Raw genomic sequence first — 25,343 nt, forward strand, 5'->3', positions numbered from 1 at the left:
TTGAGTATCAAGGGAAAGATCAAAATCAAAAGATCGCAGGCTTCGCCAGCTCCTACAGAACCCAGCGGGAGCAATCTCTGGCCACAGGTTCATCATTGGCTCGCCGTTAGCGTGGAGCCAGATGCAAGGCCTGCTCCATGCTCGCCAGTTTGATTTGGGTTTCCTCGTACTCATCGGCCGGTCGAGACCCCTGGACAATCCCGCAGCCTGCGAACAAGTGGCAATGCAAAGGTGTCATCAGCGCCGAACGCAAGGCTACCAGGAAATCGCCGTTGCCCCGGGCGTCCAGCCAACCCACGGGCGCGGCGTACCAGCCCCGGTCGAAGCCCTCGTGCCGGCGAATGAAGGCCATGGCCGTCGCCGCTGGCAAACCTCCAACCGCTGGGGTGGGGTGCAAGGCCTGGATGCCGTCCAGCAAACTACACCCCTCTACAAGCCGGGCGCTGATCGGGCTGCTCAGATGCTGCACCGTGGCCAGTTTCAGCAGTTCGGGTCGGGTGGCCGCTTGCAGGTCGCTGACGATGCCACTCAAGCCTTGCAGGATGGTCTGCACCACCAGTTGATGTTCATGCAGTTCCTTGGGGTCCGCCAACAAACCTGCGCCCACTTGCTGGTCTTCCTCGGGCGTTGGGGCCCGGCGCGCGCTACCGGCGAGGGCGTGGGTGCTCAGGTGGCCTTCCCGGCAACTGAGCAGCCGCTCCGGGGTGGCGCCCATGAAACAGCTGCCCGCGCGGTGCAAGGCGAACAGATGGGATGAGTTGCGCCGCTCGTGCAGCCGACGCATGACGGCGCCGCTATCGAGGGCGGCGTCCAGCTGATATTCGATATGGCGAGCGAGCACCACTTTGCTCAGCTCGCCGCTGTCGATGGCCTGCAAGGCGTTGGCGACCTTGGCTTGCCACTGGGGCGCGGGCAATGCGGTGCGTTCGATCACCTCCGGGTGCGATGCGAGCGAGCGTGGCGACGCGAAAAGCTGTTGGTGCGCCGCCACGCTGGCGCGCGCCAATGCGGCCGGATCGCTGCCGGGTTCCACCACGCATTGGCAACGCAGCCAGCGGCCGTCGCCGTCCTCGCTGAGCAGCCATTGGGCCAGGTGAAAGCTGGCATCGGCGAACGGCGCCCAATGTGGCGCGCAAGGTTGTTGCGTGTCGAAACGCATGCCGCCCAGCAGCAGCGGTGGATGGGCGCCGTCGATCACCGCGTCGGCACACAGCGCGAACCATTGACGGTTCACCTCGGCCAATCGCTGGGGTCCCGTGGCTTCGATCTGCCAGGCGCAGCCCAGACCGAACAGAGCCAGGCCCGGTGAATGAGCACACCAGAAAAAGCCCTGCCGGTGCGTTTCGTAAAGCACTAGGGGATCAAGGTTCGGTGCGGGGCGCGAACTCACGGCGACAACGGGCCGCTGATGCTTCAGCGCGAGCTGGTGCGCAGCTTCGAACACACTCAGTAAGGCGGCTTCGTTCATACGGCCGCGCTCTTTTTTTGCAGCCAGAACGCCGTTTGTTCCGCGATGTACCAGTGGATGACCTGATTGAACAGGCCTTCGACGAATTCACCGTCCAGCCCCGCCTCCCGCGCCCACTGCCGGCGCTGCGGCAACATCGCCGCGACGCGGTCCGGTGCGGCGATACTGGCCTGGTCGGGCTTGAACGACGAGGCCGCCTTGACGTACTGCATGCGCAGCCCCAGGGCATCGATGATCTGCCGGTCGAGGGTGTCGATGGCGTGGCGAATGTCCGGCAGGCCGGTGCAGTGTTCCGGGATTTTCATACCGAGTCTCCTTGAAGGTAGGCCGTGCGTCGCAGCAAGTGATGGATCACGGGGCGCGGCTGTTGCTTGAGGTAAAAATGATCGCCGTCGAACTGGCGGATATCCGGGGTGTGTTCGCTCAGGTCCGCCCAGGCCCGGGCCTGGTCAAGGCTGACATCGGTGTCGGCCCGGGCCAGCAGTACGTCGATGGGCGCCGCCAAACGGTCAAGCCGCGCCGGTTGCCAGGTTTCGATGGCCTGGTAATCGCTGCGCAGGGTCGGCAGGAACAACCCGCGCAGTTGCGGGTTGCCCCACAGGCTTGTGGCCTCGGCGTCCTGGCGCAGGATGTCGGCGATCAGCGCGGCATCGTCCTGGCGGTGCAGGTCACTGGCTGGTTGCCGGTGCGGTGGCGGGTGGGCCGAGACAAACACATGCTCGGCACCGCCGCCCGCCGCCTCCAACTGCACACCGACGGCGTAGGCCAGCGCCGCGCCCATGCTGTGGCCAAACAGCCACAGCGGGCGGGAGGGCAGACTCAAGAGGGCCTGGCTGATGTGTTCAGCCAGGCGGGCCAGGCAGGCAATACGCGTCTCGTTGAACCGTTCTTCACGTCCGGGATATTGCACGGCCAGCAAGTCGATATCCCCCGGCAGGTGCGTCAGCCACGGACGGAAGAAACTCGCGCTGCCTCCAGCGTGGGGCAGGCACACCAGGCGGGCCCGGGGTTGGTCACCCTGACGCAGCACGCGCAACCACGGGGACATTTCGCTGTTCATAAGGCCTGCACCTGTTCCGCCAGGGCTTTGCGGTTGACCTTGCCCAGGCGCGTCAGCGGGAATTCGCGCAGCACCTGCAAGCGGTCCGGCAGTTTGTAGGCGGCCAGTCCACGCTCGCGCAGCCAGGCGTTGATCGTGCCCAGTTCGACCTGTTCGCCATGGGCCAGCACGCAGGCGCAACTGCGCTCACCCAGCAGCTCATCGGCCAAGGCCACCAGGGCGACATCGCGAATCAACGGATGGCCCAGCAGCAGATTCTCGATTTCCTCCACTGGAATTTTCTCGCCGCCGCGATTGATCACATCCTTGGTCCGCCCCTCGACGATCAAATGGCCCTCGGGCAAACGCCGCACCAGGTCGCCGCTGCGGTAGAAACCGTCGGCGGTGAAGGCGCGCAGATTCTGTTCGGCGGCGTTGTAGTAACCGCGAATGGTGTAGGGGCCGCGCACCAGCAATTCGCCCACGGCGCCTGGGGCGACCGGCACGTCATCGGCGTCGACGATGCGGATCTCATCGTCGGCGGTGAGCGGCAGGCCCTGGGTCTCGAAGATGCGTGCTTGTGGGTCATCCAGCGGCGTGAAGCACAGCAACCCTTCGGCCATGCCGTAGACCTGTTGCAGGCCACAGCCCAGGGTCGGGCCGATACGCGCGGCGATCTCGGCCTTGAGCCGCGCGCCACCGACTTGTAACCATTGCAGGCTGCTCAGCTCGTGGTCGGACCATTGCGCCATTTCCAGCCACAGCAGGACCAGCGGCGGGATCAACGCAGTGTGGGTGATGCGTTCGCCTTCGATCAGTTCGAAGGTGGTTTCGGGGCTGGGCTCCGGCGCCAGCACGAGGGTGGCGCCGACACTGAACACCCCGAACGCGCCGGGTGAGGCCAAGGGGAAATTATGGGCCACGGGCAACGCCGCCAGGTAGCGGGTGTGGCTGTCGAAGCCGCAGGCGCGGGCTGCCAGGCGCGCATTGCAGGCGTAGTCGTCATGGGTGCGCGGGATCAGCTTGGGCAGGCCGGTGGTGCCACCGGACAGCAGCAGCACGGCGACTTCCCGTGAGTCTGGCGCCGGCAGCGGGCGAGGGTCAGCAACGCAGTCGCCCAGGGGGACGAACGTCTCGGCCGCCCCGACCACAAAGACCTGTTGCAGGCTCGGCGCTTGTTTACACAGGGCCCGTGCCAGCGGTCGATAATCGAAGCCCAGGTGTCGATCGACAATCACATAGGCCACGGCCTGGCTCAGTTGGGCCAAGTGGACCAGTTCATGTTCGCGATGGGCCGGCAGGGCGAACACCGGAATCACGCCCAGGCGCAACAGGGCGAACGTCAGGCTGAAAAATTCAGCGACGTTGGGCAGTTGCACCAGTACCCGTTGGCCAGCGCGCAAGCCCCGGTCGGCGAGCCCGGCGGCCAAGCGGTCGGCTTGCAGATCGAGCTCGGCGTAACGCCAACGCCGATGGCCGTCCACCAGCGCCTCTTTGTGCGGCGTACGCAGCGCCTGCTCGCGCAACAGCTGGCCCAGCGGCACGCCTTGCCAATAACCGTGTTCGCGATAGCGGCGGATGAAGTCGTCGGGCCAGTCGGTGCATCCATCAAGCATGGCAATCTCCTTGAACGGTCGGGCAACCCAGCAAACGGGCGCCGTGCAGAATCAGCGGGTGCGCCAGGCCGGCGATTCGAACCGCCTGTACGCCGGTGTATTCGGCCGCCTGGATACGCAGCAACGGGTCGTCGCCGGCCAGCAAGCTGAGGGCGGTGTGGTCGGCGGGATGGACGCCCATGTGGATCGCCGCCAGGCCCGTCGCGCCGTTGGGGTGAATCATTTGGGGCGGATGCTGGGCCGGCTCATAGGGCGTAACCAGGAAGGGCAGGCGGTCGTGGCGTGGATAGACGAAACGAAAGCGCGTCTGGCGGCCATCCACACAGGTACGCCGCCAATTCACCGTGCGACCCATGGCCACGCCGCAGCCCGCCAGGCCCTTGAGGCGCGGCGCCAGGGCCGGGGTATCGCACAGCAGCGCCAGGTCGCAGAACCCTTCGCCCTGGGCGGCCCAGCGCAACATCCGCCGCCCGGCGCCACGGCCGGCCAGGCAGTCGATGGGCCACTTGAACAGCCAGGCGTGACGCGGTGTGGTGAGCAACTCGATGATCGGCCCCTGGCTGAACCAGATGTGCGCGTGTTGCGCGCGAGCCTCGGCAGTGGCGTAGGTGACTTCGAAACCGGCGGCGCGAAAGTTCGCCACGGCCTGGTGCAAGTCGCGCACCCACAGCAACACGTGGCTGCAATTGGACAAAGGTTGGGCAGTGTTCAAAACGGCAGCGCTCCGAGCAGTTGGGCGGTGTCGTCACCGCAAGGGGGTTGCACGGCGTCGGCCAGCGCCTGGAGTTCGGCCAGGGGCAGCGCGCGGGGCACGGGCGGCTCGATCAAGGTGGGCATGCCGATCAGGTTGTTCATTTCGCGCCAGGCCATGGACACCTCGGTGGCCCAGACGCCGCTGTGCAGGCGCCGGGAAGGTTCGTCGATGTCGCGGCATAACGCGTTCAGGGCGACGCTGACCGCGTCGGGCCAGACCTGGTTGAACACCTGCCGGTAGCTCAGGGGCACCTGCGGGTCGAGAAGCACCATCGTTGGCCCGGCCAGCCGTTCGCTGCCGGGGCCGGCCATGATCAGCCGGTCAGTGCTGTCCCTCGGCGCGTGCAGGCGCGGATTCCACAGCACCGGGCCGTGGGTGTCGCCCAGGCTCAGCACCCCGGCTTCGCAGCCGACTTCGAGGCGATGCAGCAGGAACGAGTGGTTGTCCGGGTCCTTGGGGTGCACCTGGTTCTGTATTCGCAGGCTGATGGGGACGCCGTTGAAACGGGCATCGAGCCGGGTGAAGGGATGCTCCCCGAGCGTCGGGGCCGGGGCCGCGAACGACCAGGGCCGTAGGCCACCGGCCAGGCGCCCGAGAATATCCAGCAGCGGGTAGGCGACCTGGCTGTTGCAGGCGGCTTCGATGTACGCCAATCCTTGTTGATCGCGCAGGTAGGCGGCCACGGCGAGAAAGCGCCGGATCGCCAGGATATTCGGGTACAGCGTGTTCACCGCATAGGCGGCCTGGCCCTGGCGCGCGGCCTGCATGCACGCGGCGATTTCGCGGTGGTGCACCGGGTGTTCCTGCAACACGTGGATGCCACGACGCAAAAATTGTTGGGCCAAGTCACCGCCGGCGCCCCCGGTTGCCCCGGAGCGCACCACCACGCAGGCGATATCGACCTCATCCGGCACCTGTTCGACGGTCTCGTACAGCGCCACCCCGTAATGCTCGGCGCAAGCTTTCGAATAGGCGTTGCCACGGGACAGGATGCCCACCAGTTGGTAGCGATCGTGGGCGCGGGCCAGGGCTTGCAGGTAGATGCGGCCGAACGCGGTGCCGGCCACGATTACGCGTTTGCGCGCAGGGGCGCTGTTCATGGGCAAGTCTCCGGGAGGCGAGCCCACTGGGCCAGCGTAGGGTCGTCGGGCAATTGGTCGAGTAGTTCAAGATCCAGGACGGGCTCTTCAAGGTGCGCGGCCAGTGCCGCGCGGCTCAGGCGATGGTTGGGTACCTGGGCGACGAAGACGCGATGGCCCAGGCGCGCCAATGGGTGCCCGGCGGCGGGCAGGCTGCGGTTGCCCTGGAATCCGCTCCTGGCCAGCGCGGTTTGCCACTGGGTGAGGTTCAGGAAGGTGGTGCTGCTGAGCTGACGTTCATCGTCGGCCTGGTTGAGCATGAAGGCCTGGGAGGCCATCACCCAGAATTCCTCTTGCGTGGGTTCGCTGAACACCAGCCAGCCGCCTGGCTTGAGCAGGACGAGCAGGTTCGCCAGGGAGCGCTCGGTATCGCGAGCGGCATTGAGCACGCCACCGGCAATGATCAGGTCCCAATCCTGGCTGTGGTAACCCTGGGCCAGGGCAGGGCGGTCGATGTCGAACACGCCGTGGCGAACCCACGACCAGTCTTGCAGGCGCTCGGCGGCCTGCTCGCTGAAATAGCGCGACACGTCGGTGCACAGGTAGTCCACCGCAGCATCGGCCAAGGCCGGCAACACCGCCTGGGTGGTCGACCCGGTGCCGGCACCGACTTCGAGCACGCGCAACGGCACACCGGCGCTCTGGCGTGCGGCCCAAGCCCCGACCCAGTGGGCTACGGCGCGATGCTGGTACTGGGCCGCCAGGCTTTCGCGGTACAACGCCGCCGCGCGTTCGGTTCGCCCCTCGGGAAACAACAGGTGCACCGCCGCGCAGTCGCCGCGCATCAGCGCCGGTAATTGACGGGCGTTGTCCCGTGCATAGTCGAGGGTGCCGCTGCCGCCGGTGTTGCGCGCCCAGTCCAGGGCCAGTTGCGTCCAGATGCCTTCGAGGGCTTCGTCGCTCCAGGCGCGGGTGTCGAGGGTCGGGTGCAGTCGGGTGCCTTCGCGGCGCAACAGCCCTTGCCCCTGCAACACGTCCAGCCAGCGCGCGATCAATGGCCGATGACCCGGCGCGATGCCCCCATGGGCCAACCCCTGGGCGACATCGTTCAACGGGGCGGGCAACAGACCACAATGGTCCAGGCCGTTGAGCATCGACAGCAACGCGGCGTGGCCCAGCCGATCATTGAGCCGTACCGCTTCGACGAGTTGCTCGCTGGAAAACTGCAGGTCGAGGGCCGCTTCGGTCGCATCGAGGTGATCCTCGACCCAGGCGGCCTCGCAAGGGTGAGGCACGGCGAACAAGGTCTGGCCGTGCAGCGCGACACTACTCACGTCGGGATGCCCGAGGGCCCGCTCGCGCCAACGTTGATGCTCGAGCTTGACGCTGGCCAGGTCGCGCCATTCGCCGAGGGCATCCGTAAACCCCTGGACGCGGCAATTGAGCTGTGCCGCCGCCCGCTCGGCCAGTTGCCAGTCGCCCGGTTGCGCCGTGATGAACAGCACCTGTTCCAGGTAGCTCAGGTCGGTCAATGGCAACGCTGGGAAGTCCAGCAGCCGTTCCAACTGCTCGGCGTTCATGACCGCCACGGCGGGGCGTTGGCGTTCGATCACCGCCAACAGGCGTGCCGGGGAGCGCTGATGCATGCCCAGGTCCGTCAGGGCCGGTAAATGCCAGGGAAATGCGCCGGCGGGTAGCTCGATCAGCAGGATGTCAACGTGCAGCGTCATCATGAAACTCCTACGGCGTGAAACAAACGTTGCCCGGCGACCGCCAGCGGGTCGCTGGCCGCGGGCCAAACTTCAAGTAATTGGAAACCCTGGGCCTGCAAGGCCCGGTGCCATGCATCAGGCGGGATGAACACTTCATCGGCACTGCGCAACGGCGCATCGGCAGGCGGCGACAGCAGCAGGTGCATGAAGGTCAGCATCGCCGGGTTGTCCTCGATGGACTCACTGAACAACAAGCGCCCGCCGTCCCGCAGGCAGGCGCGTATCTGTCCGAGGCTGCGGGGCAAGTCGCGGGCGTTGTGCAGGACGTTGCCCGCGACCACCAGGTCCTGGCTGCGGGTCTCGATGCCTTGCTCGGCGAAGTCCCGGTCCAGGTCGAGCAAACCGATATGCATCCCCGGTTCCAGGCGAAACTCACGCTGGGCCGCCCCGGTGAAAAGCGAACTGATGTCGGTAAAGCGATAGTCCTTTTCCCGCGCTTGCAACGCTGCCAGCACGGCGCGGGTGGTGCAGGCAGCACCACCGCCCAACTCCAGCACCCGCAGTACATCGCCGAGGGCACGGACTTCGCTTGCCCGTGCGGCGAGGGCTCGATTGATCGCAGCGGTGAAGTGGTTGCGCTGGTAGGCGCCCAGCATCGCGACGGGGTCACCCGATTGCACCAGCAACGGTGCCAGGGCGAGTTGGTCGCGCAACAGGTCGGGCAGGCACTCGATGACCTGGCGGTGCAGGGGCGCCATGCTGGCCGGGAAGCCCAGTTCGGCGTACAGCCCGGGCAAGTTTTCGACCGCGGCCGGAGGTGGCGTGCCTTGCCAGGCGAGGCGTCCGGCGTCTTCGCGCAGCGCACCGGCGCGGGTCAGCGCCGCCAGCCAGCGCCGCACGATCCAGGCATGGCGGGGCGCCGTGCCCAAGGCCTGGTTGATCTGCCCGGCGCCGCGCCAGGCCTGCACCGGCAAAGCCTGGGTGTGCAGCAACACTTGGGCCATTACCCCCAGGCTCACGTCTTCGAGTTCATTCAGGGCGCTGTTCATAGGCAACCTTCTTCAACGGTGTGCAGGTGATCGAGCGGGCCGGGCAGCAGGTTCAGGGCACGGATCGCCGAGGTGCGTTGCAGGCGTTCAAGGCTGGCGGCGGGTGGCAACACCTGGGCGGCGTAATGGCAGCCGGTGCTGATCTCATCGTTCGCCACGCTGACCACCGTGGCGGCGGCCATTGCTCCAGTCAGCGCCGCGTTGCCTGCGCCGCTGAGCACCAGGCTGCGGGTGCGTGCCTGGCCGTTCCACACCCCGTCGAGTTGCAGCAGCAACGTGACGAAAGGGGCCTGGCCGCTGAGGTCCAGCCGGCTGGCCTCGCACAACCGCTGCACCGCATCGGCGCGCGTCAGGCCGTGGGCCAGGTCCAGGGTCTTGAGCACATGTCCGTCGGTGATCACGTTGAACCAATGGCCGACGTCCAGGCGCAGGTCCATGGCCAGGCATTCGCCTTCCCGATTCAAATAGGGCAGCAAGTGAACCTGGCCGGGGAAACACGGCAGCAGCACATCCCGGCTGCGGCGCAGTGCCCGGCTGCAACGGCCGTTGCGCCAGGCCGCCAGGGGTTCGCTGGTGCCGTCCACCGCCCCTTGCAGGAAGTCGTCGGCGGCCACGGCGGTGAACTGGTCACGCAGGCCGAAATAGCTGGTCAGTCCCTGGACTCCAGAGAAAGCCTGCTGGGCCAGCCAACGGGGCAGCAAGCCGGTAAGCCCTGGTTGCAGGCCGGCTCCGAGGACGGCGCAACGGTTGTGCCATTGGCTCGGCTCAAGTGCCACCTCGCCGGCGGCGTCCACGTAGTGCGCATCGGTTTGCAACGCCGCCCGGGCGGCCCGATCTTCCAGTCGCCAGGAAGGCCCGGCGCAATTGAGCAGCACGTCGCAGCCATGGGCGAAACCGGCCAGGGCAGCGGCATCATTGAAGTCCACCGCGTACCAGTGCAGGCGCGCGTCGGGCCATTGCTGCTGGAGCGATGCCAGGCAGCGGGCACCGTTGCGGGCATCACGCCCGCCCAGGCGCAGTTCGTTCACGCCCAAGCTCAACAGCGCCCGAGCGCTGGCCAGACCGACATCGCCACTGGCGCCCAGCACCCCGATCAGCATGGCTGGGCCTGCGCATTCAGGCGCCAGCCGCCGGCACGCTGGCGATCACGCCAGAACCCGGCGTACCGCCCGTGGAGGGCCAGCAGTTGCGAGTGAGTGCCTGCTTCCACCAACCGGCCTTGATCCAGCACCAGAATCTGCTCGGCAGCCATGATGGTCGGCAGGCGATGGGCGATGACCAATACGGTCGAGCTTTGCTTCAGGCTACGAATCGCCGCTTGTACAAAGGCTTCGTTCTGGGGATCGAGCGCGGCAGTGGCTTCATCCAGCAGCACGATTGGCGCGCGTTTGAGCAATGCCCGAGCCAGAGATACTCGCTGGCGTTCACCGCCGGACAGTGACGCGCCGCCTTCTCCCACCGGGGTGCGCCAGCCCTGGGGCAGGCGCGCGACGATTTCATCGACGCCGGCCAGTCGCGCCGCTTCAGCCACCTGCTGTGCACTGGCGTCCGGCCTGCCGACACGGATGTTGGCTTCGAGACTGTCGTCGAACAGGTAGACGTCCTGCATCACCAGCGACAATTGCGCCATCAAGGCTTCGTTGGACAGTTCGCGTACATCGACGCCGCCGACCTTGACCCTGCCTTCGGTCGCATCGAAAAACCGCATGAGCAGGCGCGTGACGGTGGTCTTGCCCGAGCCCGAGGCGCCGACAATCGCCGTCATCGAATGGGCCGGTGCAGTGAAGCTCAGGTCGCGCAGCACCGTCGGGCCACTGGCGTAGGCGAAGCTGACGTGTTCGAAGGCAAAGCTGCCGGGGGCGGTCAACGGCTGGCTGACAGTGGGTTGTGGCAATGGCGACTCGCGCAGGATGCCGACCAGTTGCTCCAGGTCATTACCGGCCATGCGCAGCAGGCCGCTGCGCGCCGCCGCCTCGGCCAGTGGCCCGACAAAACGGGCCGCCAGGGCCAGCAACGCGACCAGTTGGATGGCGTCGATATCACCGCGGACGGCCAGGGCGACGCCCACGCCCACCAGCAGCGCAAAGGCTAATTGCACGGTCAGGCCGCCGGCCAGCAGTTTCGGAAAGGTCTGGGCCAACATCGAACCACCGGCCTGTTTCTGCGCCAGGTTGGCTGCCTGCAAGGGCGCGTAGCCGTCCTGGGTCCGGCCAAAGGCGCGCAGCACTTGCTGGTAGCGGGCGAACTCGACCACGCGGTTACCGGCCAAGGTCGCGGCGGCTTCGACCCGGGCGTCGTTATTGCCGATGGCGGCGGCGGACCAGTGGTGGGTGAAGTAGATCAGCGGCGCGCACAGCACGGCGGTCAGGCCCAGGCGCCAGTCGAAGATGAACAAGGTCAGCGCGACCGTGGCCGGCACCACCACTCCGGACACCACCGGTCCCAGGTAATGGGCGAACAGGCCGGTAACCATCAACGTGCCGCTGGTGGCACTGCGCGACAGGCGGCCGATTTTTTCTGAATTGAACCAGCCCAGGGGCAGGCTGGCCAAGTGTTGGCCGAGGCGATCATGCAGGGTGGTCAGCACCACCAGCGCCAGGGCAAAGCCCTTCATCGCCTGCTGGTAATGGGCGATGCAGGTCAGCACGGCCATCGCCGCCAGGCCGGCCAGCCAAGCCAGCGCCGTGGCTGGGTCACCGGCAAACAGCGCGTGCAGGATCGGCACCAGGAAAGCCACGGCCAGGCCTTGCAGCACGGCGCTGGTCACCAGCCACGCGAGGTATCGGTAAAGGCGGGCGGCATGGGCCGGCCCCAGTAACGTGACAAGACTGCGGATCACAGGGACATCTCCAACTCGGGGACGGGGTGCTTGGCGCCGGCGCGCCACAGCTGGGCATAGGCGCCGTTGGCTTGGAGCAGGGATTCATGGCGACCGCTTTCAAGCACGCGGCCCTGATCGAGGACGACGATCTGGTCCACGCCGCTGATGCTGGCCAGGCGGTGGGCGATCACCAGCACCGTACGGCCCCGGGCCAGGGCCGACAGGGCGTCCTGGATCAACGCTTCGGATTCGGGGTCGGCGTGGGAAGTGGCCTCGTCGAGGATCAGCACCGGCGTGTCGGCCAGCAGCGTGCGGGCGATGGACAGGCGTTGCGCTTCACCGCCAGAGAAAATCGCATCCTCGCCGATCACCGACTGATAGCCACGGGGCAGGGCCTCGATGCGCAGGTGAATCTGCGCCGAGCGGGCCGCCATCTCCACCTCCGCGTCGCTGGCCTCGGGGCGGCCCAGGCGCAGGTTGTCGGCCACTGTCCCGTGCACCAGTTGCGCGTCCTGCAAGACGAAACCGACCTGTCGATACAACTGGCGCGGATCGATGTCCCGCACATCGACACCGCCCACCCGCACGCAGCCAGCCTTGACGTCGTGAAAGCGCGGCACCAGTTTGGCCAGGGTCGACTTGCCCGCGCCGGACGCGCCGACCAGGGCGGTCACGCTGCCAGCCGGACAGTGCAGGTCGACACCGTTGAGGATCGGGTGCTCGGGGTCGTAGCCGAACTGCACGTGTTCAAAGGTGATGTCACTGCCCTGGGGCTGCTTGCCGACTTTCGGCGCGGGCAGTTCTTCGACCTTGAGCAGTACTTCGATGCGGTCGGCGGCCGCCAGGGCGGTGCGTTGGGCGGTCAGGCTTTGATTGATCACCAACAGCGACTGCGGAATCACCACCGCCACCAAGGTCTCGGCGAACAATTGCAGCGGCGTGATCCAGCCTTTGGCCAACAACAAGCTGCCCACCCCCAGGCTCACCAGCAGAATCACCGGGACGCTCAAGGCCATCGAGGACAACGCCTCCAGGCGCAGCAGCGGCTTGACCCAACCGGCGTATTGTTCGCTGAACTGGTTGACCGCCTGCTGATAGCTGCGATGGGCCTGGCCCACCTGGCCGAACGCCTTGACCACGGCAATGCCGTGGACAAACTCGACGATGGCGGCGCTGACCCGGCTCATGCTCTTGTCCAGCAACTGCATTTTCGCGCCGAAGCCGCGCATCATCAGGGCGTAGGCCAGCGCATACACCGGCAAGGTCAGTACCGCCAGCAGCGCCAGGCGCCAGTTCAGCGTGACCAGCCACACCAACCCCGCCACGGGCGTGACGATGGCCGCGGTAAGTTCCACCGCGTGATGGGCGACCAGGTGATGCAGGTCTTCCAGATCGTCCTGCACCACTTTGCGCACCGCGCCCGAGGTGGTGTCGGTGTACCAGCCCAGGGGCACGCGCCCCAGCTTGCGCACCATGGCTTCGCGCAGGCTGGCTTGCAGGCGGTGGTCCGCCAGGTGGGTCAACCACAGGGCCACGCCGTTGGCCACCCAGCCCAGGCTCAAGGCGACCACCACCAGCGCCGCCCAACGCCACAAGGCTTGAGTGTCGACGCCACCGGCCAGCAGCAACCGGCCCAGCTCGGTCAGGCCGATGAAGGGCACCAGGTTGACCAGTGCGCCGACCGCGGCAAACGCTACGCCTAAGTGAATCAGGCGGTTGACCGGACGTTTCAGGGTATCCAGAGCGGTGGTCATGAGTTTTTCCGTAGGGCGTCCAGCAGGTGCGCGGTGACGGTGTGGACGTGAGGCGGTTCGATCACGCTGAAGTGATTGCCGGGCACATCGATCAAGTCGAATCGTCCCAGGCACGCGTCTTCCCAGAACGGTGCCGCCAGGTGGCCAACGCCGCCGGTGATGCCGAACGATTGCTGCTCCAGGCAGCGCAGGTAGGTCATGTTGCCGAGGAACGGCGGCGGGTCGAACCGTGCCGCGCGCATGCTGTGGCGGCAGACGCGGAACAACGTCGGCACCAGCTCCGGGCCGATGGGCACCCCGGCCTGGCCCGACGCCAGGCGCGCATATTCGGCCAGGCGTTGTTCCTGGCTGCGCGCCGATTGTTGTCGCACCGCCAGCGCCAGGGCTTCAAGGCCCGGGTCGCCGCTCAAGCCGGCCATGGCCCCGGCGGGCACGCGGCGATTGTCACGGGCCATCAGCAGATCGATGGCGCGGTACACGTCATAGTCTTCGATATGCGGGCCGAACACGGTTTTCACCGGATCCAGGTTCAGGTTGGGCACGAAGATCGCCTCGTAGGCCAGCTCTTCGTCGGTGTCGATGAACATCGGAATGCTGTCGATCAGGCTCAGGTCCACCACGTCCATGCCCCGTTCGAGCAAGCGCCGGGCGACCTCGGTGGCGAGCAGCCCGCCCAGGCAGTAACCGATCAGCTGGAAGCGCTGGTGACCGTCGGCGATCAAGCGTTCTGCGTAATCCTGGGCCACGCTTTCGATCAGGCGCTTGGGCTCCAGGGCCAGGTAGCGCTCGGTGTCGGCCACGGCAAAGCCGATCACCGGACCGGCCTGTTGCTCGGCCAGGGCGCGCCCCAGGTGCTGGAAGTAATCCAAGGTGCCGAGGGCGGCGTGGAACATCACCCGCATCGGGCCGACCTCGCCACCGCCAAATGGCACCACCAACGCATTGCTGTTGGATGAACGCTGGGCTTCGCCGCCCGCCGCAGTGGGCACTGGCGCGGCTTCGCCGTGGTTGAGCAGGCGCGCCAGGGCGGTGACATTCGGCTCGTTGAGCATCTGCCGCAGCAGCGTGTCGTAACTCAAGGCCTGGGCCTGGGGCAGTTGTTCACGCAGTTGACCGGCGACACGGGCGAGGATCAGTGAGTCGGCGCCTTTTTCGTAGAAGCTGTCGTCGACGCCAATTTGCGTCAATCCCAAGGCCTCGGCCCACAACCGGCACAGCTCGGCGGTGAGGGGATCGGTTGGCGTCGCCTGGCCCGCGGACACTTGAGCATCAACGGCGGGGCGCAAGCCGGCCAGGGTCTTGCGGTCGACCTTGCCATTGGCGGTCAATGGCAAGCGGTCGAGCACTTGCAGGTGCGCCGGCAGCATGTATTCGGGCAAGCGCTGGGCCAGGGCGCGGCGCAGGCTGTCGACGTCCAGGCGCTGGAACCCGGCCTTGAAACGGGCGGCGAACACCTGCATGCCGAGGGCCGCCAGCGGGTGATCGGCCTGGGGCAGGGCGGGCAGGCATTCACCGCTCAACGCCCGGATCCGCGCCTGCCAGGTCTGTGCGTCGCGCAAACCACTACGGCCCAGGTCGTGGTCGTCGTTGACCGGGGTCATCATGAAGCCCTGGGTCAACAGGATCGGCGGCCATTCGCCGGTGGGTTCGCTGAACACCAACCAACCGCCGGGGCTGAGCAGTTCGGTGATCTGGCCGAGGGCTTTGTCGATGTCCTTGACGCTGTTGAGCATGCCGGCACACAACACGACATCGACGCTGTTGCTGGCCAGCCCTTGGGGCCGGATGTCCTGGTCGATGTCCAGCACGCCGTAGCGCACCCAGGCGTGCTCGGCAAACCGTTGCTTGGCCGCTGGCAAGAAAAAAGCGGTCATGTCGGTGAACAGGTAATCGACGTCCAGGCCATCGAGCAGCCCGATCACTGGCGCGCTGGTGGCCCCGGTGCCGGCGCCGATTTCCAGGATGCGCAGCGGCCCGTCGCCGTCATGGTGGGTGGCGAGGCGGTTGATCAGTGCCGCGATGCTGTGATTGTTGTAGCGCGAAACGGCGTCTGCGCCGTACAGCTGCAATGCCAGGTCCTGTTGGCCTTGGGGAAACAGCAGGTCGAACGGGTTGACCTCGCCCTTGAGCAACGGCGGCAATTGCCAGACGTGGTTGAGTTGATAGTCGAACAGCGCCTGGCTGCACAGCCCCGAGGCGACGGCCTGTTCCACCCGGCCCCAGGCCAGCGCCGGCTCGGGTGCCGGTTGCGCCAGGCGATAGCGTGATTGTTCGAGTTGCAACAGGCCCGCCTCGCACAGCGCGCCCAACCAGCGGCGCACCAGCCAGTGGTGGCGCGGCTGTGCCTGCAACGCCTGGAGAATGGCCGGGGCATCGGGTTCGGCCAGCTCGCCGCTGAACAAGCCGGCCTTGAGCATCACCTCCAGCATCGAGCTCAGCGCCGCGGCACTCAGGTCTGCCTGGTAATCGCCAATCTGTTGGGCGTCAAAGGCGCCGACCTGGTTGTCGGCATAACGGTTGATCGTCGTGAGCAAGGACGCGTCCGGCAACGGTGTTGGCGATGTCCGCGCGGCAGTGACGAAGGCCAGCAGGCTGCGCTCTCCGGTGGCTTCGCCGGTGACCAGGCTGATTGCGTTGTCCACGCCGGGGATGGCGAGCAATGCGGCGTCGATTTCGCCCAGTTCAACGCGATGCCCACGGATTTTCACTTGGCCGTCTTCACGGCCGAGAAACTCCAGCTCGCCACCCGGCAGGTAGCGACCCCGATCGCCGGTGCGATACAGGCGCTGGCCGTCCACGGGATGGGCGAAGAACCGCGCGTCGCTCAGTGCCTGGTCGCCAAGGTAACCGTTGGCCAGGCCGACACCTGTGATGTACAGGTCGCCAGGCACCCAGGTCGGGGCGTCGCGCCATTGGCTGTCGAGCACGCGAAAGCCCTGGTTGGCCAAGGGCAGGCCATAGGGAATGCTGCGCCACGCCGGGTCAATCTCGTCGATCAGGTGCAGGTTGGACCAGATCGAGGCTTCGGTCGCGCCACCGAGACCCACCAGGGCCAGGCCAGGCAAGAGTTGTTGGAGTTGCGGCGGCAGGTTCAGCGGGATCCAGTCACCGGACAACAACGCCAGGCGCAGGCTGTCCAGTGGCCGGGGCTCGGCATGCAGGTAGTGGACGAGCATGTGCAGTTGCGCAGGCACCGAGTTCCACAGCGTCACCTGATGCCGCTGCACCAGTTCGGCCCAGTGCGACGGGTCGGCGCCACGTGCCGGGTCGGGCAGCACCAGCACGCCGCCCACGGCGAGGGGGCCGAAGAGGTCGTACACCGACAGGTCGAAACTCAACTGTGCCAACCCCAGCACGCGGTCCTTGGCGTTGACGTGAAAACGCCGGTTGATGTCTTGCACGGTATTGAGGGCGGCGCGATGGCTGATCATCACGCCTTTGGGGTCGCCCGTGGAACCGGAGGTGAAGATCACGTAGGCGAGGTCATCGGGGTTGCTGTCAACCGCTTGGAAGTCGGCCGCTGCCGGCGCCAGTCGATCCACGGCATGCCAGTGCAACCCATCCGGCAGCGGCGTATCGGGCAGGCTCTGGGACTGGCCAAGTACATGACGCACCTGGGCGCTGCGCAGCACGCGGTCGCGGCGGGCGGCCGGGGCATTGCTATCGAGTGGCAGGTAGGCGGCCCCGGCAAGTAATACACCGTAGGCCGCTACGACCTGGTCGAGGCCTTTGGGCATGAGGATCGCCACCGGTTCCTGGGCGGCGCAACCGGCCTGGCACAGGGTGGCAGCGACGGCCAAGGCGCGCTCGACGAGCGCGGCATAGGTCAGGCTGCCGTTGGCATCGATCACCGCCAGTGCTTGCGGATGTGCCTTGGCCATGACCAGCAGACCGTCATGCAAGCGACCGGTGGGCAGCGGCACGGCGGTGGCATTCGCCGCCAGGCGCTCACGCTGCTGCCAGGCCGGCAGCGGCACCTGCATGGGTTGTTCCCAGGCAACCGGGTCCAGGGCCAACCGCTGCAACTGCGCCAGGAACGCCTGCTGCATGTCGTTGACCAAGCCGTCGGGGAACACGCCTTGGCGAACGTCCCAATGGATGTGCAAACCGTGGCGGTCATCCATCACCTGGCAGTCGAGGGTGACTTGCGGGGTCTGGGTAATGCCGTGGCCCACCCGGCGCTGGCTGGCCGCCAGGGGTTCGATCGCCAGGCCGATGGCGCTGGTGAACACCACCGGCATGGCCGCGGCTTCACGGCCCCGCCGACGGCCGATTTCACGCATCACTTCAATGCCGGAAAACAGCCGGTGCTCCAGGTCGGCAAACAATTGGCCGCCCAATTGCCCGGCCTGCTGGGTGAAGTCCTGGCCTTGCGGATCGTTGACCTGGAGCAGGCTCACGGAGGTGAAGTCCCCCACCAGCCGATCCACCTGCGGGTGCAGTGGCAAGCGGTTGAGCAGCGTCAGGTTGAGGCTGAAGGCAGGGCGCTGGCTCCAGCGTTGCAAGGTTCCGACGTAGGCGGCGAGGACCGCAATGGAAGGGGTCAGGCCGCGTTCGTTGGCGGCTTTTTTCAGGGCGCTCCATTGCTGCTGATCGAGCTGGGCCGAATGCCGCTGGAAGCGCGGCGGGGCCGTGTCTTCACCGCTCAGGGGCGCCGGCAGTTGCGGCGCGGCGGGCAAGTCATCGACGCGCCCCAGCCAATACTCACGGTCGCGTTGGTGGCGGCTGCCTTCGAGCAAGCCACGCTCGGCCAGCAGGTAGTCGCGGAAGGTGATGTCCAGGGGCGGCAGGGTGGCCTGGGGATCGTCCAGCAGCTGTTCCAACTCGTTGAACAGCAACTGTGCGCTGGCCCAGTCGGCGATCAGCGAATCCATGGAGAAATGCAGGGTGTCGCCGCTGTCGCTGCGGCTCATGCGCAATTCGAACAGCGGCCATTGATCGGTGGGGTAGAGCTTCTGTTCCATGGCCTGGCGGATCTGCTGCACGCCGTGCCGGTGCTGTTCAGCCGTGGCGCCGCGCAAGTCCGCGACGGCCAGCGAGTAGTGGGCAACGTTGGCCAGGACGCATTGCGAACCCTCGCTGGCGATCACCGCGCGCAGCATGTCGTGACGCTCGATCAGACGGTTCCACGCCTGTTCCACCTGCTGCGGATCGAGCCGCGGCCAACTCAGTTCCAGATAACCGTGGCAGGCGACGTTGCCATAGCCAAAGGAAGATTGGCGGCCCAGGAGGTAGGCGTTCTGCACGTCGGTGAGCGGGAAGGGTGCGTGGTGGTTCGCCGGGTCAGCCTGTACCAGTGGCCGTTCCTGTGTTTCGAGCAGGTGCAGGATCTGTTCTTTGTGCTCACGCAGTTGTGCCAGGCGCTCGGCATTGAGCAGGCCTTGGGGGGCGCGGAATTTCAATTGTCCGTCCTGGGGCCAGAGTTCGACGCCCAGGGACTTGAGTTCACTTAGCAGTTTGGCGGCGGGCATGGGTACAGCTCCTGGAGAAAAGAGGGGTTGTGCGGGCATCAGATGACGCCCTCTTCAACGGTGTCCGAGGCAGGTTGGCGCTCAAGGATCTGCGCCACCTCCGTCAAGGTGGCGGCGCCGAACAACTGGCCCATGGGCAGTTCAAGGCCTACGCGGTTACGCAGCATTTCGAGAAAACGCGTGGCCAGGAGGCTGTCGCCACCGAGGCGGAAAAAGTTGTCGTGGCGCGACACGCTCGGCACGTTGAGCAATTGCTGCCAGAGCTCGGCGATCAGTTGTTCTTCCGGGCGCAGCGGTTGCTCGTCCGCCACCGGGCACGACTGGGCGGCGTCGGCCAATCGCGCCTGCAGTGCCCGGCGATCGATCTTGCCGTTGCTGCTCAGGGGCAAGTGTTCCAGCACCAGGACGTGTTCCGGGCGCATGTACCCCGGCAAGCACTGCTCCAGGTGTCGTGCCAAGACCTGTGCGTCGGTGCTGGCCGTCACGGCGGCCATCAGCCGGTTGTCGGTGACCAGCGCCACGGCCCTGGTGACGCAGGGGTGGCGAGCGAGGGCCGCCTCGATTTCGCCCAGTTCGATGCGATGGCCGCCAATCTTCACCTGGCTGTCGGCGCGCCCGAGAAACTCCAGCAGGCCATCGGGGTGGTAGCGACCCAGGTCGCCGGTGCGGTACCAGCCGTCGACAAAGCGCTCGGCATTCAACTGCGGCGCGTGGCGATAGCCGCGGGCGACGCCGGCGCCACCAATCCACAGCTCACCGGTGACCCAATCCGGACAGTCGCGGCCCAGGGCATCGACCACTCGGTAGGCCTGGTTGGCCAGTGGCACGCCGTAGGGGATCGAGCGCCAACCCGGCAGCGCTTGCTCCACCGGGTAATGGTTCGACCAGATCGCCGCTTCGGTGGCGCCGCCCAAGGCGATAAAACGACAGTCTGGCGCCTGTTGCCGCAGGCGTTGGGGCAGGTCGAGGCCAATCCAGTCGCCCGACAGCAACGCCACGTTCAGGCCCAGTGGCTGGCGGTCGTGGGCATTGGCTTCCAGCAGCATATCCAGCAAGGCCGGCACGCTGTTCCACAGGGTCACGCGATGGTGTTGCAACGCTTTGAGCCAGGCCCGGGCATCGCGGCGCTGGTCCTCCTCGATCAAGACCAGCGCACCGCCCACCGACAGCAGGCCGAACAGGTCGTACACCGACAGGTCGAAATCCAGTGCGGACAGGGCCAGCGTGCGGTCGCTGGCGTCGATGCCATAGCAACGATTGATCTCGGCCACGGTGTTCATCGCGGCGCGGTGGGTGATTTCCACGCCCTTGGGCTGGCCCGTGGAGCCGGAGGTGTAGATCACGTAGGCCAGCTCCGCGGCCGAGACGGCGAGCGGCGCCGACAGCGGTTCGGCGTCCAGCGCGTGGAGCGGGTCGAGGTGTTTGACGCTGGGCAATTGCGGGTCATACCCGGCCAGGATCAGGGTGACGCCGGCCTGCTGCAGGATGCGCTGGCAACGTTGCAGCGGTTGGTCGACCCCGACCGGCAGGTACGCGGCGCCCGCGGCCAGGATGCCCAGCACGCTGGCGATCTGTCGTGGCCCCTTCGCCAGGGACACCGCCACCAGGTCGCCCGGTACCACGCCGGCGTCCATCAGGCTGCGGGCAATGCGCAGCGCCTGCTCGGCCAGTTCGCCATAGCTGAGCATGCCATGCTCACCCCACAACAACGCCGGGCGTTGGGGCGCTTGGCGTGCCTGTTCGAAGAAGCCCTGGTGCAAGGTCGGGTCACCCGGCACGCTCGGGCCCGGGGCATTGAGCTGGGCACGCAACTGCGCCTGGGCTTGGGGCAGCAGGTCGGGCGGTGGGTTGTCCCAGGTGTGCTCGGCCAGCCAGTTCAAGCTGTACAAGTAGGCATCGAACATCCCTTCCACCAGGCCTTCGGGAAACAGGCCGACCACGTAGTCCCAATTCAGGGCGATGCCGCCGTTGGCTTCCACCACCTGATGGTCGAGCCAGACCTGCGGGGTTTGGGTCAGGCCAAAGACTTGCCGGGCAAACGGCCCGTCCACCGGCGCGGCCGTGCCATCCGGGACCCCGAGCGCACTGGTGAATACCACGGGCATGCTCACCTGTTGCTCGCCATTGCCCCGGGCCAGCTGCCGCAACAGGCTGACCGAGCCGAGGCAACGGTGCTCCAGCGCCTCGCCCAGGGTGCGCTGGGTACGCCGGGCGCGGTCGACCCAGCGTTCGCCGGGCAGCGGAACATAACCGAGTAGCGTGAGGGAGGTGAAATCGCCCATGACCTGATCGATCTGGGGATGCAGCGCCCGACGATCGAACAGCGTGAGGTTGAGGCTGAGGTCGGGACGTGCACTCCAGCGGCCGAGGGTTTCGGCAAACGCGCAGAGCAGCACGGCCGAGGCGGTGAGGCCCTGTTGTTGGGCCTTGGCCAGGATCGCCCGCCAGGCTTGGGCGTCGATTTGTCCTTGCAGGCGTTGGAAGCGCGGTTGACCCAGGCTGGCGGGGTCGGCCGCCAGCGGCAGTTGCGGGTGCGGCGGCAACTCGGGCAGGCGTTCTTGCCAGAAGTGTTGCGCGGCTTGCAGCTCGCCCGCGTCCACGGCGGATTGCAGTTGATAGTCGCGGAACGACAGTTCCAGCGGCGCCAGCGTCAACCCAGGGTCACGGTAAATGGCATCGAGTTCTGCGTAGAAGCGCAGGATGCTCAGGGCATCGAGGATCAGGTTGTCCAGGCTGATGGCCAGCCGCGTGTAGCGGCCATGAGTCACGGCCTGCACATCGAACAGCGGCCACTGGCCCGGATCGAACACGCGATGGGCACAGTATTCGCGCAAGTCGTCGAGGTGGGCGTAGCCCTGGCCGATTTCGAAGGACGGCAGCTGTTGCAGGGGCAGGATGCGCGCCTGGCCGCATTGATCGAACACGGCGCGGAGCATTTCGTGGCGCTCGATCAAGCGATCCAGCGCGGTTTGCAGGCGCGGCAGGTCGAGGTCCTCGACGTCGTACTCGCGATAGAAGTGGCAGCTGACGCCGCCCAGCACCAGGCTCGGGTCGCGGCCCAGCCAATAGGCCTGTTGCACCTCGGTCATGGGGAAGGGCGCATGGCGTTGCGGCAGGTCGGGCACAATCGTGTGCCGCGGTTCGGCTAGGGCCTGTCGATGCAAATCGGCACAAAAATGCGCCAGCACCGGTTTGGCGAATACCTGGGCGATCCGCGCGCCTCCCAGCCCTTGCTCTGCAAGCAAACGCACCAGGCGGGTGGCGCTCAGGGAGTCGCCGCCCAGGGCGAAGAAGTTGTGTTCTCGGCAGACCTCAGCGCAGCCTAGTAACTGCTGCCAGGCATGGGCCACCAGGGTTTCGATGTCGCCACAGGGAGCGGACAGGTTGGCCTGCACCGGGGCGCTGTTGGCCGCCAGCCAGTCGTTCAGTACCTTGCGATCCACCTTGCCATTGCCGGTCAAGGGCAACTGCGCGCAGCCCAGGACAGTGCTGGGGATCATGTAGCCCGGCAGGTGCTCGGCCAGATGTTCGGCCAACCCCTGTGGGTCCAGGCGTTTGGGCATCACGGGGCCGTCTGTCAGGCGCACCACTGCCGCCAACTGCTGGCCGGCCAGCAGCGCCACCGCCTGCTCGACGCCGGGCCAGGCCAGCAAGGCGGTTTCGACTTCCCCGGCTTCGATGCGGTAGCCGTGCAGTTTGAGTTGGAAATCGGTGCGCCCGAGGAATTCGACGTTACCATCGGGGTGATAGCGCGCACTGTCGCCGGTGCGGTACCAACGCAAGCCTTGATAGTCGACGAAACGTTCAGCTGTGCGCACCCGGTCGCCGCGATAACCCTCGGCAACACCGGCGCCGCCGATCCACAGTTCGCCGGCCACCCAGTCGGGGCAGTCATGGCCGTGTGGGTCGACGATGCGCAAGCGGACATTGTCCAGCGGCGTGCCATAGGGCAGGCAGTGCCAGGACAAGGGTTGGCCGGGCAGCACTTCGAACAGGGTCGAGTGAATGGCGGTTTCGGTGGCGCCGCCCAAGGCCATGAAACGGCAGCCGGGGGCTTGGGTCCACAACCGTGGCGCCAGGTCCGGAGCGACTTTGTCGCCGCCAAGCAATACCGCGCGCAGGGGCAGGCTGGCACCGGCGGGGGCGCAACCGAGCAGCATGTCGAGCAACGCTGGCACGCAATTGAGCACGCTGGCGCGATGCCGCAGGGCCAGCTCACGCCAGCGTCCGGCATCACGCTGGGCCCCGGGCTCGATACCGATCACCGCCGCCCCAGTCGACAGCGCGGCAAACAGGTCGAATACCGACAAGTCGAACTCCAGGGCCGAGAGCGCGAGGATTCGATCGTCGCTGTTCAGTTGCAAGCGCCGTTGCAGGTCTTCCAGCGTGTTGGCGGCGGCCTGATGGCTGATTTCCACGCCCTTGGGTTCACCTGTGGAACCGGAGGTATAGAGGATGTACGCCAGGTCGCTGATCGCTCCGGGCCGGGGGGCGTCCAGCGCCGTGCTGGCGGCGGGCAGTTGCGTGAGCAATAAGCGCGCGCCCGACGAATTACAGATTTTCCGGCAACGCGTCGCGGGTTGATCGACGCTGATGGGCAGGTACGTGGCGCTGCACGCCAGGATGCCCAGCACCGCGATCACCTGCTCGGGTCCCTTGGGCAGTTGCAGCGCCACCACGTCACCGCGCCGCACGCCTTGGCCTTCCAGGTACGCCGCCACGTGTAGAGCACGTTCGGCGAGTTCGCCGTAGGTGATAACGGGATGATCGCCGTGCAGCAACGCGGGCAGGGTGGGTGTCAGGCGCGCCTGGGCAAAAAAGGCTTCGTGCAAGCGTTGTACCGGCAGCGGCGCCGCCTGGCCCTGGACGCCATTGCGGAGGTCAAGTTGGCTGGCAGGGATCAGCGCCGGAGGCGACAGGTCCCAGGCCGAAGCTTCAAAACACAGGCGCTGTAACAGCCCGGTATACGCCTCGAACAACCCATCCAGTACACCGTCGGCGAACAACCCTTCACGGGCGTCGAGATTGACCAGGACACCGCCGTCCAACTCGGTGACCTGGGCGTCGAGCCACACTTGCGGGCCTTGGGAAATGATCCAGGCCGGTTGGCCGAAACACCCTTGCACGCCCTCGGCGAACAATTCCCCCAACCCCAGGGCGCTGGTGTACACCACCGGTGCCAACACTTGCTCACCGCGTTGGCGGGACAGTTCGCGCAACACCTCCAGGCCGGAAAACGCGCTGTGTGCCGCATCGCTGTGGAAGCGCCGTTGCAGGGCCGTGGCACGAGCGGCGAACGTGCCGCTGACGTGACCGTCCCACGCCAGTAGGATCGATGAGGTGAAATCGCCAACCAGGCGCTCGACATCGGCATGCAGTGGCGTGCGGTTGAACAACGGCAAATTGAGCAGCAGCTCGGGCGTCTCGCACCAGGCGCCAAGGGCTTCGCAGAACACCGCCGCCAAGGCCATCGCCGGCGTCAGGCCGTGCTCCCGGGCGTGGCGCTCGAAGGCCTGGCGCTGGGACGGCGGTAGCCAGTGGTGACGGCGTCGCACTTGGCGATCGTCGCCCTGGGGCTTGATGGGCAAGCGCGGGGCGCCGGGCAACCGATCCAGGCGCTGCAACCAATAGTCACGGGCCTGTTGATGAACCGCACGTTGCTCGGGACTGGCGTGTTCACGGCGCAGGTCGGCCAGGTAACGGGCAAAGCTGTAGTCCAGCGCGGCCAAGGGCTGCTGGCGATACAGCTGCACCAGGTCGCCGAGCAGGGTGCGCAGGCTCAGGGCATCGGCGGCGAGCATGTCGAGGTTCAAGTGCAGGCGCGTCCCGTCGGGTAGCAACGACAACTGGATGTCCAGCACCTGGCCTTGTTCAACGGCCAATTGGCGGTGGGATAACTCAGTGCGCAACGCCGACAGCCGTTGTTGCTGTTGCTCGGCGCTGGCCTGGCGCAGGTCATGCACCTTCAATCCCGGCCAGGGGCTGCGGGCGAGGATCCGCTGGCGACCGTCGTCGAGAAACTGCGCGCGCAACATCGGGTGGCGCGCCAGCAACGCCCGTACGGCGGCTTCCAAGCGGATCGGGTCGACGTCGCGGCCATCGAATTCGTTATAGAAGTGCGCGGCGACACCGCCCAGCTGCTGGCCGGGGGCGCGTCCGATCCAATAGGCGTGTTGCATCGGCGCCAGTTCGAAAGGCTGGCCGTCGTCCGCAGGCGCGGTGACCGCCGCCGGCACTTGGGGAGCCACCTCAAGCATGGCCAACCAGGCTGACAGGCGCGGGTCGGCGATCAGGTCGGCAAAACGCGCGGCCAGGCCATGGCGGCGCCATTGGCCGGCGAGACGAATCAGGGTGACGGAATCCAGCCCCCATTCGATCAGGTTCGCCTCCAGGGGAATCTGGTCGGCGGGCAGGTCGAGGGCCTGGGACAGGGATTGGCGCAGCAGTGTTGCGGTTGAGGTGCTGGGAGTGGCCATGGCTCAACGTCTTCTCATTGCTAGGGCCCGGACCGGGGTTGGCCCAGGCGCTGGGGGCAGGAAGTTGCTTGGGGGAAGATGCTAGTCATTCTCATTTTGCCAAC

Annotated in this window: 13 protein-coding genes; all 13 read right to left on the reverse strand. The window is 66.6% G+C overall.

Annotated elements, in window-relative coordinates:
• Positions 1-106: 106 nt before the first annotated feature.
• Genes HU767_RS01470 through HU767_RS01530 form a run of 13 tightly spaced genes read right to left on the reverse strand, consistent with a single transcriptional unit; the run spans position 107 to position 25,239 of the window.
• Complete coding sequence (locus HU767_RS01470; protein WP_186728290.1) at positions 107-1,468, reverse strand: isochorismate synthase; 1,362 nt, start codon at positions 1,466-1,468, stop codon at positions 107-109.
• A complete protein-coding gene (locus tag HU767_RS01475) occupies positions 1,465-1,773 on the reverse strand; it encodes an isochorismate lyase (RefSeq protein WP_186728291.1) in 309 nt (102 codons plus the stop codon). Before HU767_RS01475 ends, HU767_RS01470 begins: the two co-directional genes overlap by 4 nt.
• Complete coding sequence (locus HU767_RS01480; RefSeq protein ID WP_186728292.1) at positions 1,770-2,528, reverse strand: alpha/beta fold hydrolase; 759 nt, start codon at positions 2,526-2,528, stop codon at positions 1,770-1,772. Before HU767_RS01480 ends, HU767_RS01475 begins: the two co-directional genes overlap by 4 nt.
• On the reverse strand, positions 2,525-4,123 hold the full coding sequence (locus tag HU767_RS01485) for an AMP-binding protein (RefSeq protein ID WP_186728293.1): 1,599 nt from the start codon (positions 4,121-4,123) through the stop codon (positions 2,525-2,527). The genes HU767_RS01480 and HU767_RS01485 overlap by 4 nt, the downstream gene beginning before the upstream one ends.
• Positions 4,116-4,835, reverse strand: a complete 720-nt coding sequence (locus tag HU767_RS01490; protein ID WP_186728294.1) for a VOC family protein — start codon at positions 4,833-4,835, stop codon at positions 4,116-4,118. The genes HU767_RS01485 and HU767_RS01490 overlap by 8 nt, the downstream gene beginning before the upstream one ends.
• Positions 4,832-5,977: a Gfo/Idh/MocA family oxidoreductase gene (locus tag HU767_RS01495; RefSeq protein ID WP_186728295.1), complete on the reverse strand. Its 1,146-nt coding sequence runs from the start codon at positions 5,975-5,977 to the stop codon at positions 4,832-4,834. Before HU767_RS01495 ends, HU767_RS01490 begins: the two co-directional genes overlap by 4 nt.
• Positions 5,974-7,686, reverse strand: coding sequence for a class I SAM-dependent methyltransferase (locus HU767_RS01500; protein WP_238349394.1), 1,713 nt, complete (start codon positions 7,684-7,686; stop codon positions 5,974-5,976). Before HU767_RS01500 ends, HU767_RS01495 begins: the two co-directional genes overlap by 4 nt.
• Positions 7,686-8,717, reverse strand: a complete 1,032-nt coding sequence (locus tag HU767_RS01505) for a class I SAM-dependent methyltransferase (RefSeq protein WP_186728296.1) — start codon at positions 8,715-8,717, stop codon at positions 7,686-7,688. The genes HU767_RS01500 and HU767_RS01505 overlap by 1 nt, the downstream gene beginning before the upstream one ends.
• Positions 8,714-9,817, reverse strand: coding sequence for a saccharopine dehydrogenase NADP-binding domain-containing protein (locus tag HU767_RS01510; RefSeq protein WP_186728297.1), 1,104 nt, complete (start codon positions 9,815-9,817; stop codon positions 8,714-8,716). The genes HU767_RS01505 and HU767_RS01510 overlap by 4 nt, the downstream gene beginning before the upstream one ends.
• Positions 9,811-11,556 (reverse strand): ATP-binding cassette domain-containing protein, encoded by a 1,746-nt coding sequence (locus tag HU767_RS01515; RefSeq protein ID WP_186728298.1) that lies wholly within the window; start codon positions 11,554-11,556, stop codon positions 9,811-9,813. Before HU767_RS01515 ends, HU767_RS01510 begins: the two co-directional genes overlap by 7 nt.
• On the reverse strand, positions 11,553-13,292 hold the full coding sequence (locus tag HU767_RS01520) for an ABC transporter ATP-binding protein (protein ID WP_186728299.1): 1,740 nt from the start codon (positions 13,290-13,292) through the stop codon (positions 11,553-11,555). The genes HU767_RS01515 and HU767_RS01520 overlap by 4 nt, the downstream gene beginning before the upstream one ends.
• Positions 13,289-18,763: a non-ribosomal peptide synthetase gene (locus HU767_RS01525; protein ID WP_186728300.1), complete on the reverse strand. Its 5,475-nt coding sequence runs from the start codon at positions 18,761-18,763 to the stop codon at positions 13,289-13,291. Before HU767_RS01525 ends, HU767_RS01520 begins: the two co-directional genes overlap by 4 nt.
• A gap of 38 nt (positions 18,764-18,801) precedes the next feature.
• Positions 18,802-25,239, reverse strand: a complete 6,438-nt coding sequence (locus HU767_RS01530) for a non-ribosomal peptide synthetase (RefSeq protein WP_186728301.1) — start codon at positions 25,237-25,239, stop codon at positions 18,802-18,804.
• Between the last annotated feature and the right edge of the window lie 104 nt (positions 25,240-25,343).

It is taken from the genome of Pseudomonas sp. SWRI179, assembly GCF_014268705.1.
Taxonomy (GTDB): domain Bacteria; phylum Pseudomonadota; class Gammaproteobacteria; order Pseudomonadales; family Pseudomonadaceae; genus Aquipseudomonas; species Aquipseudomonas zanjanensis.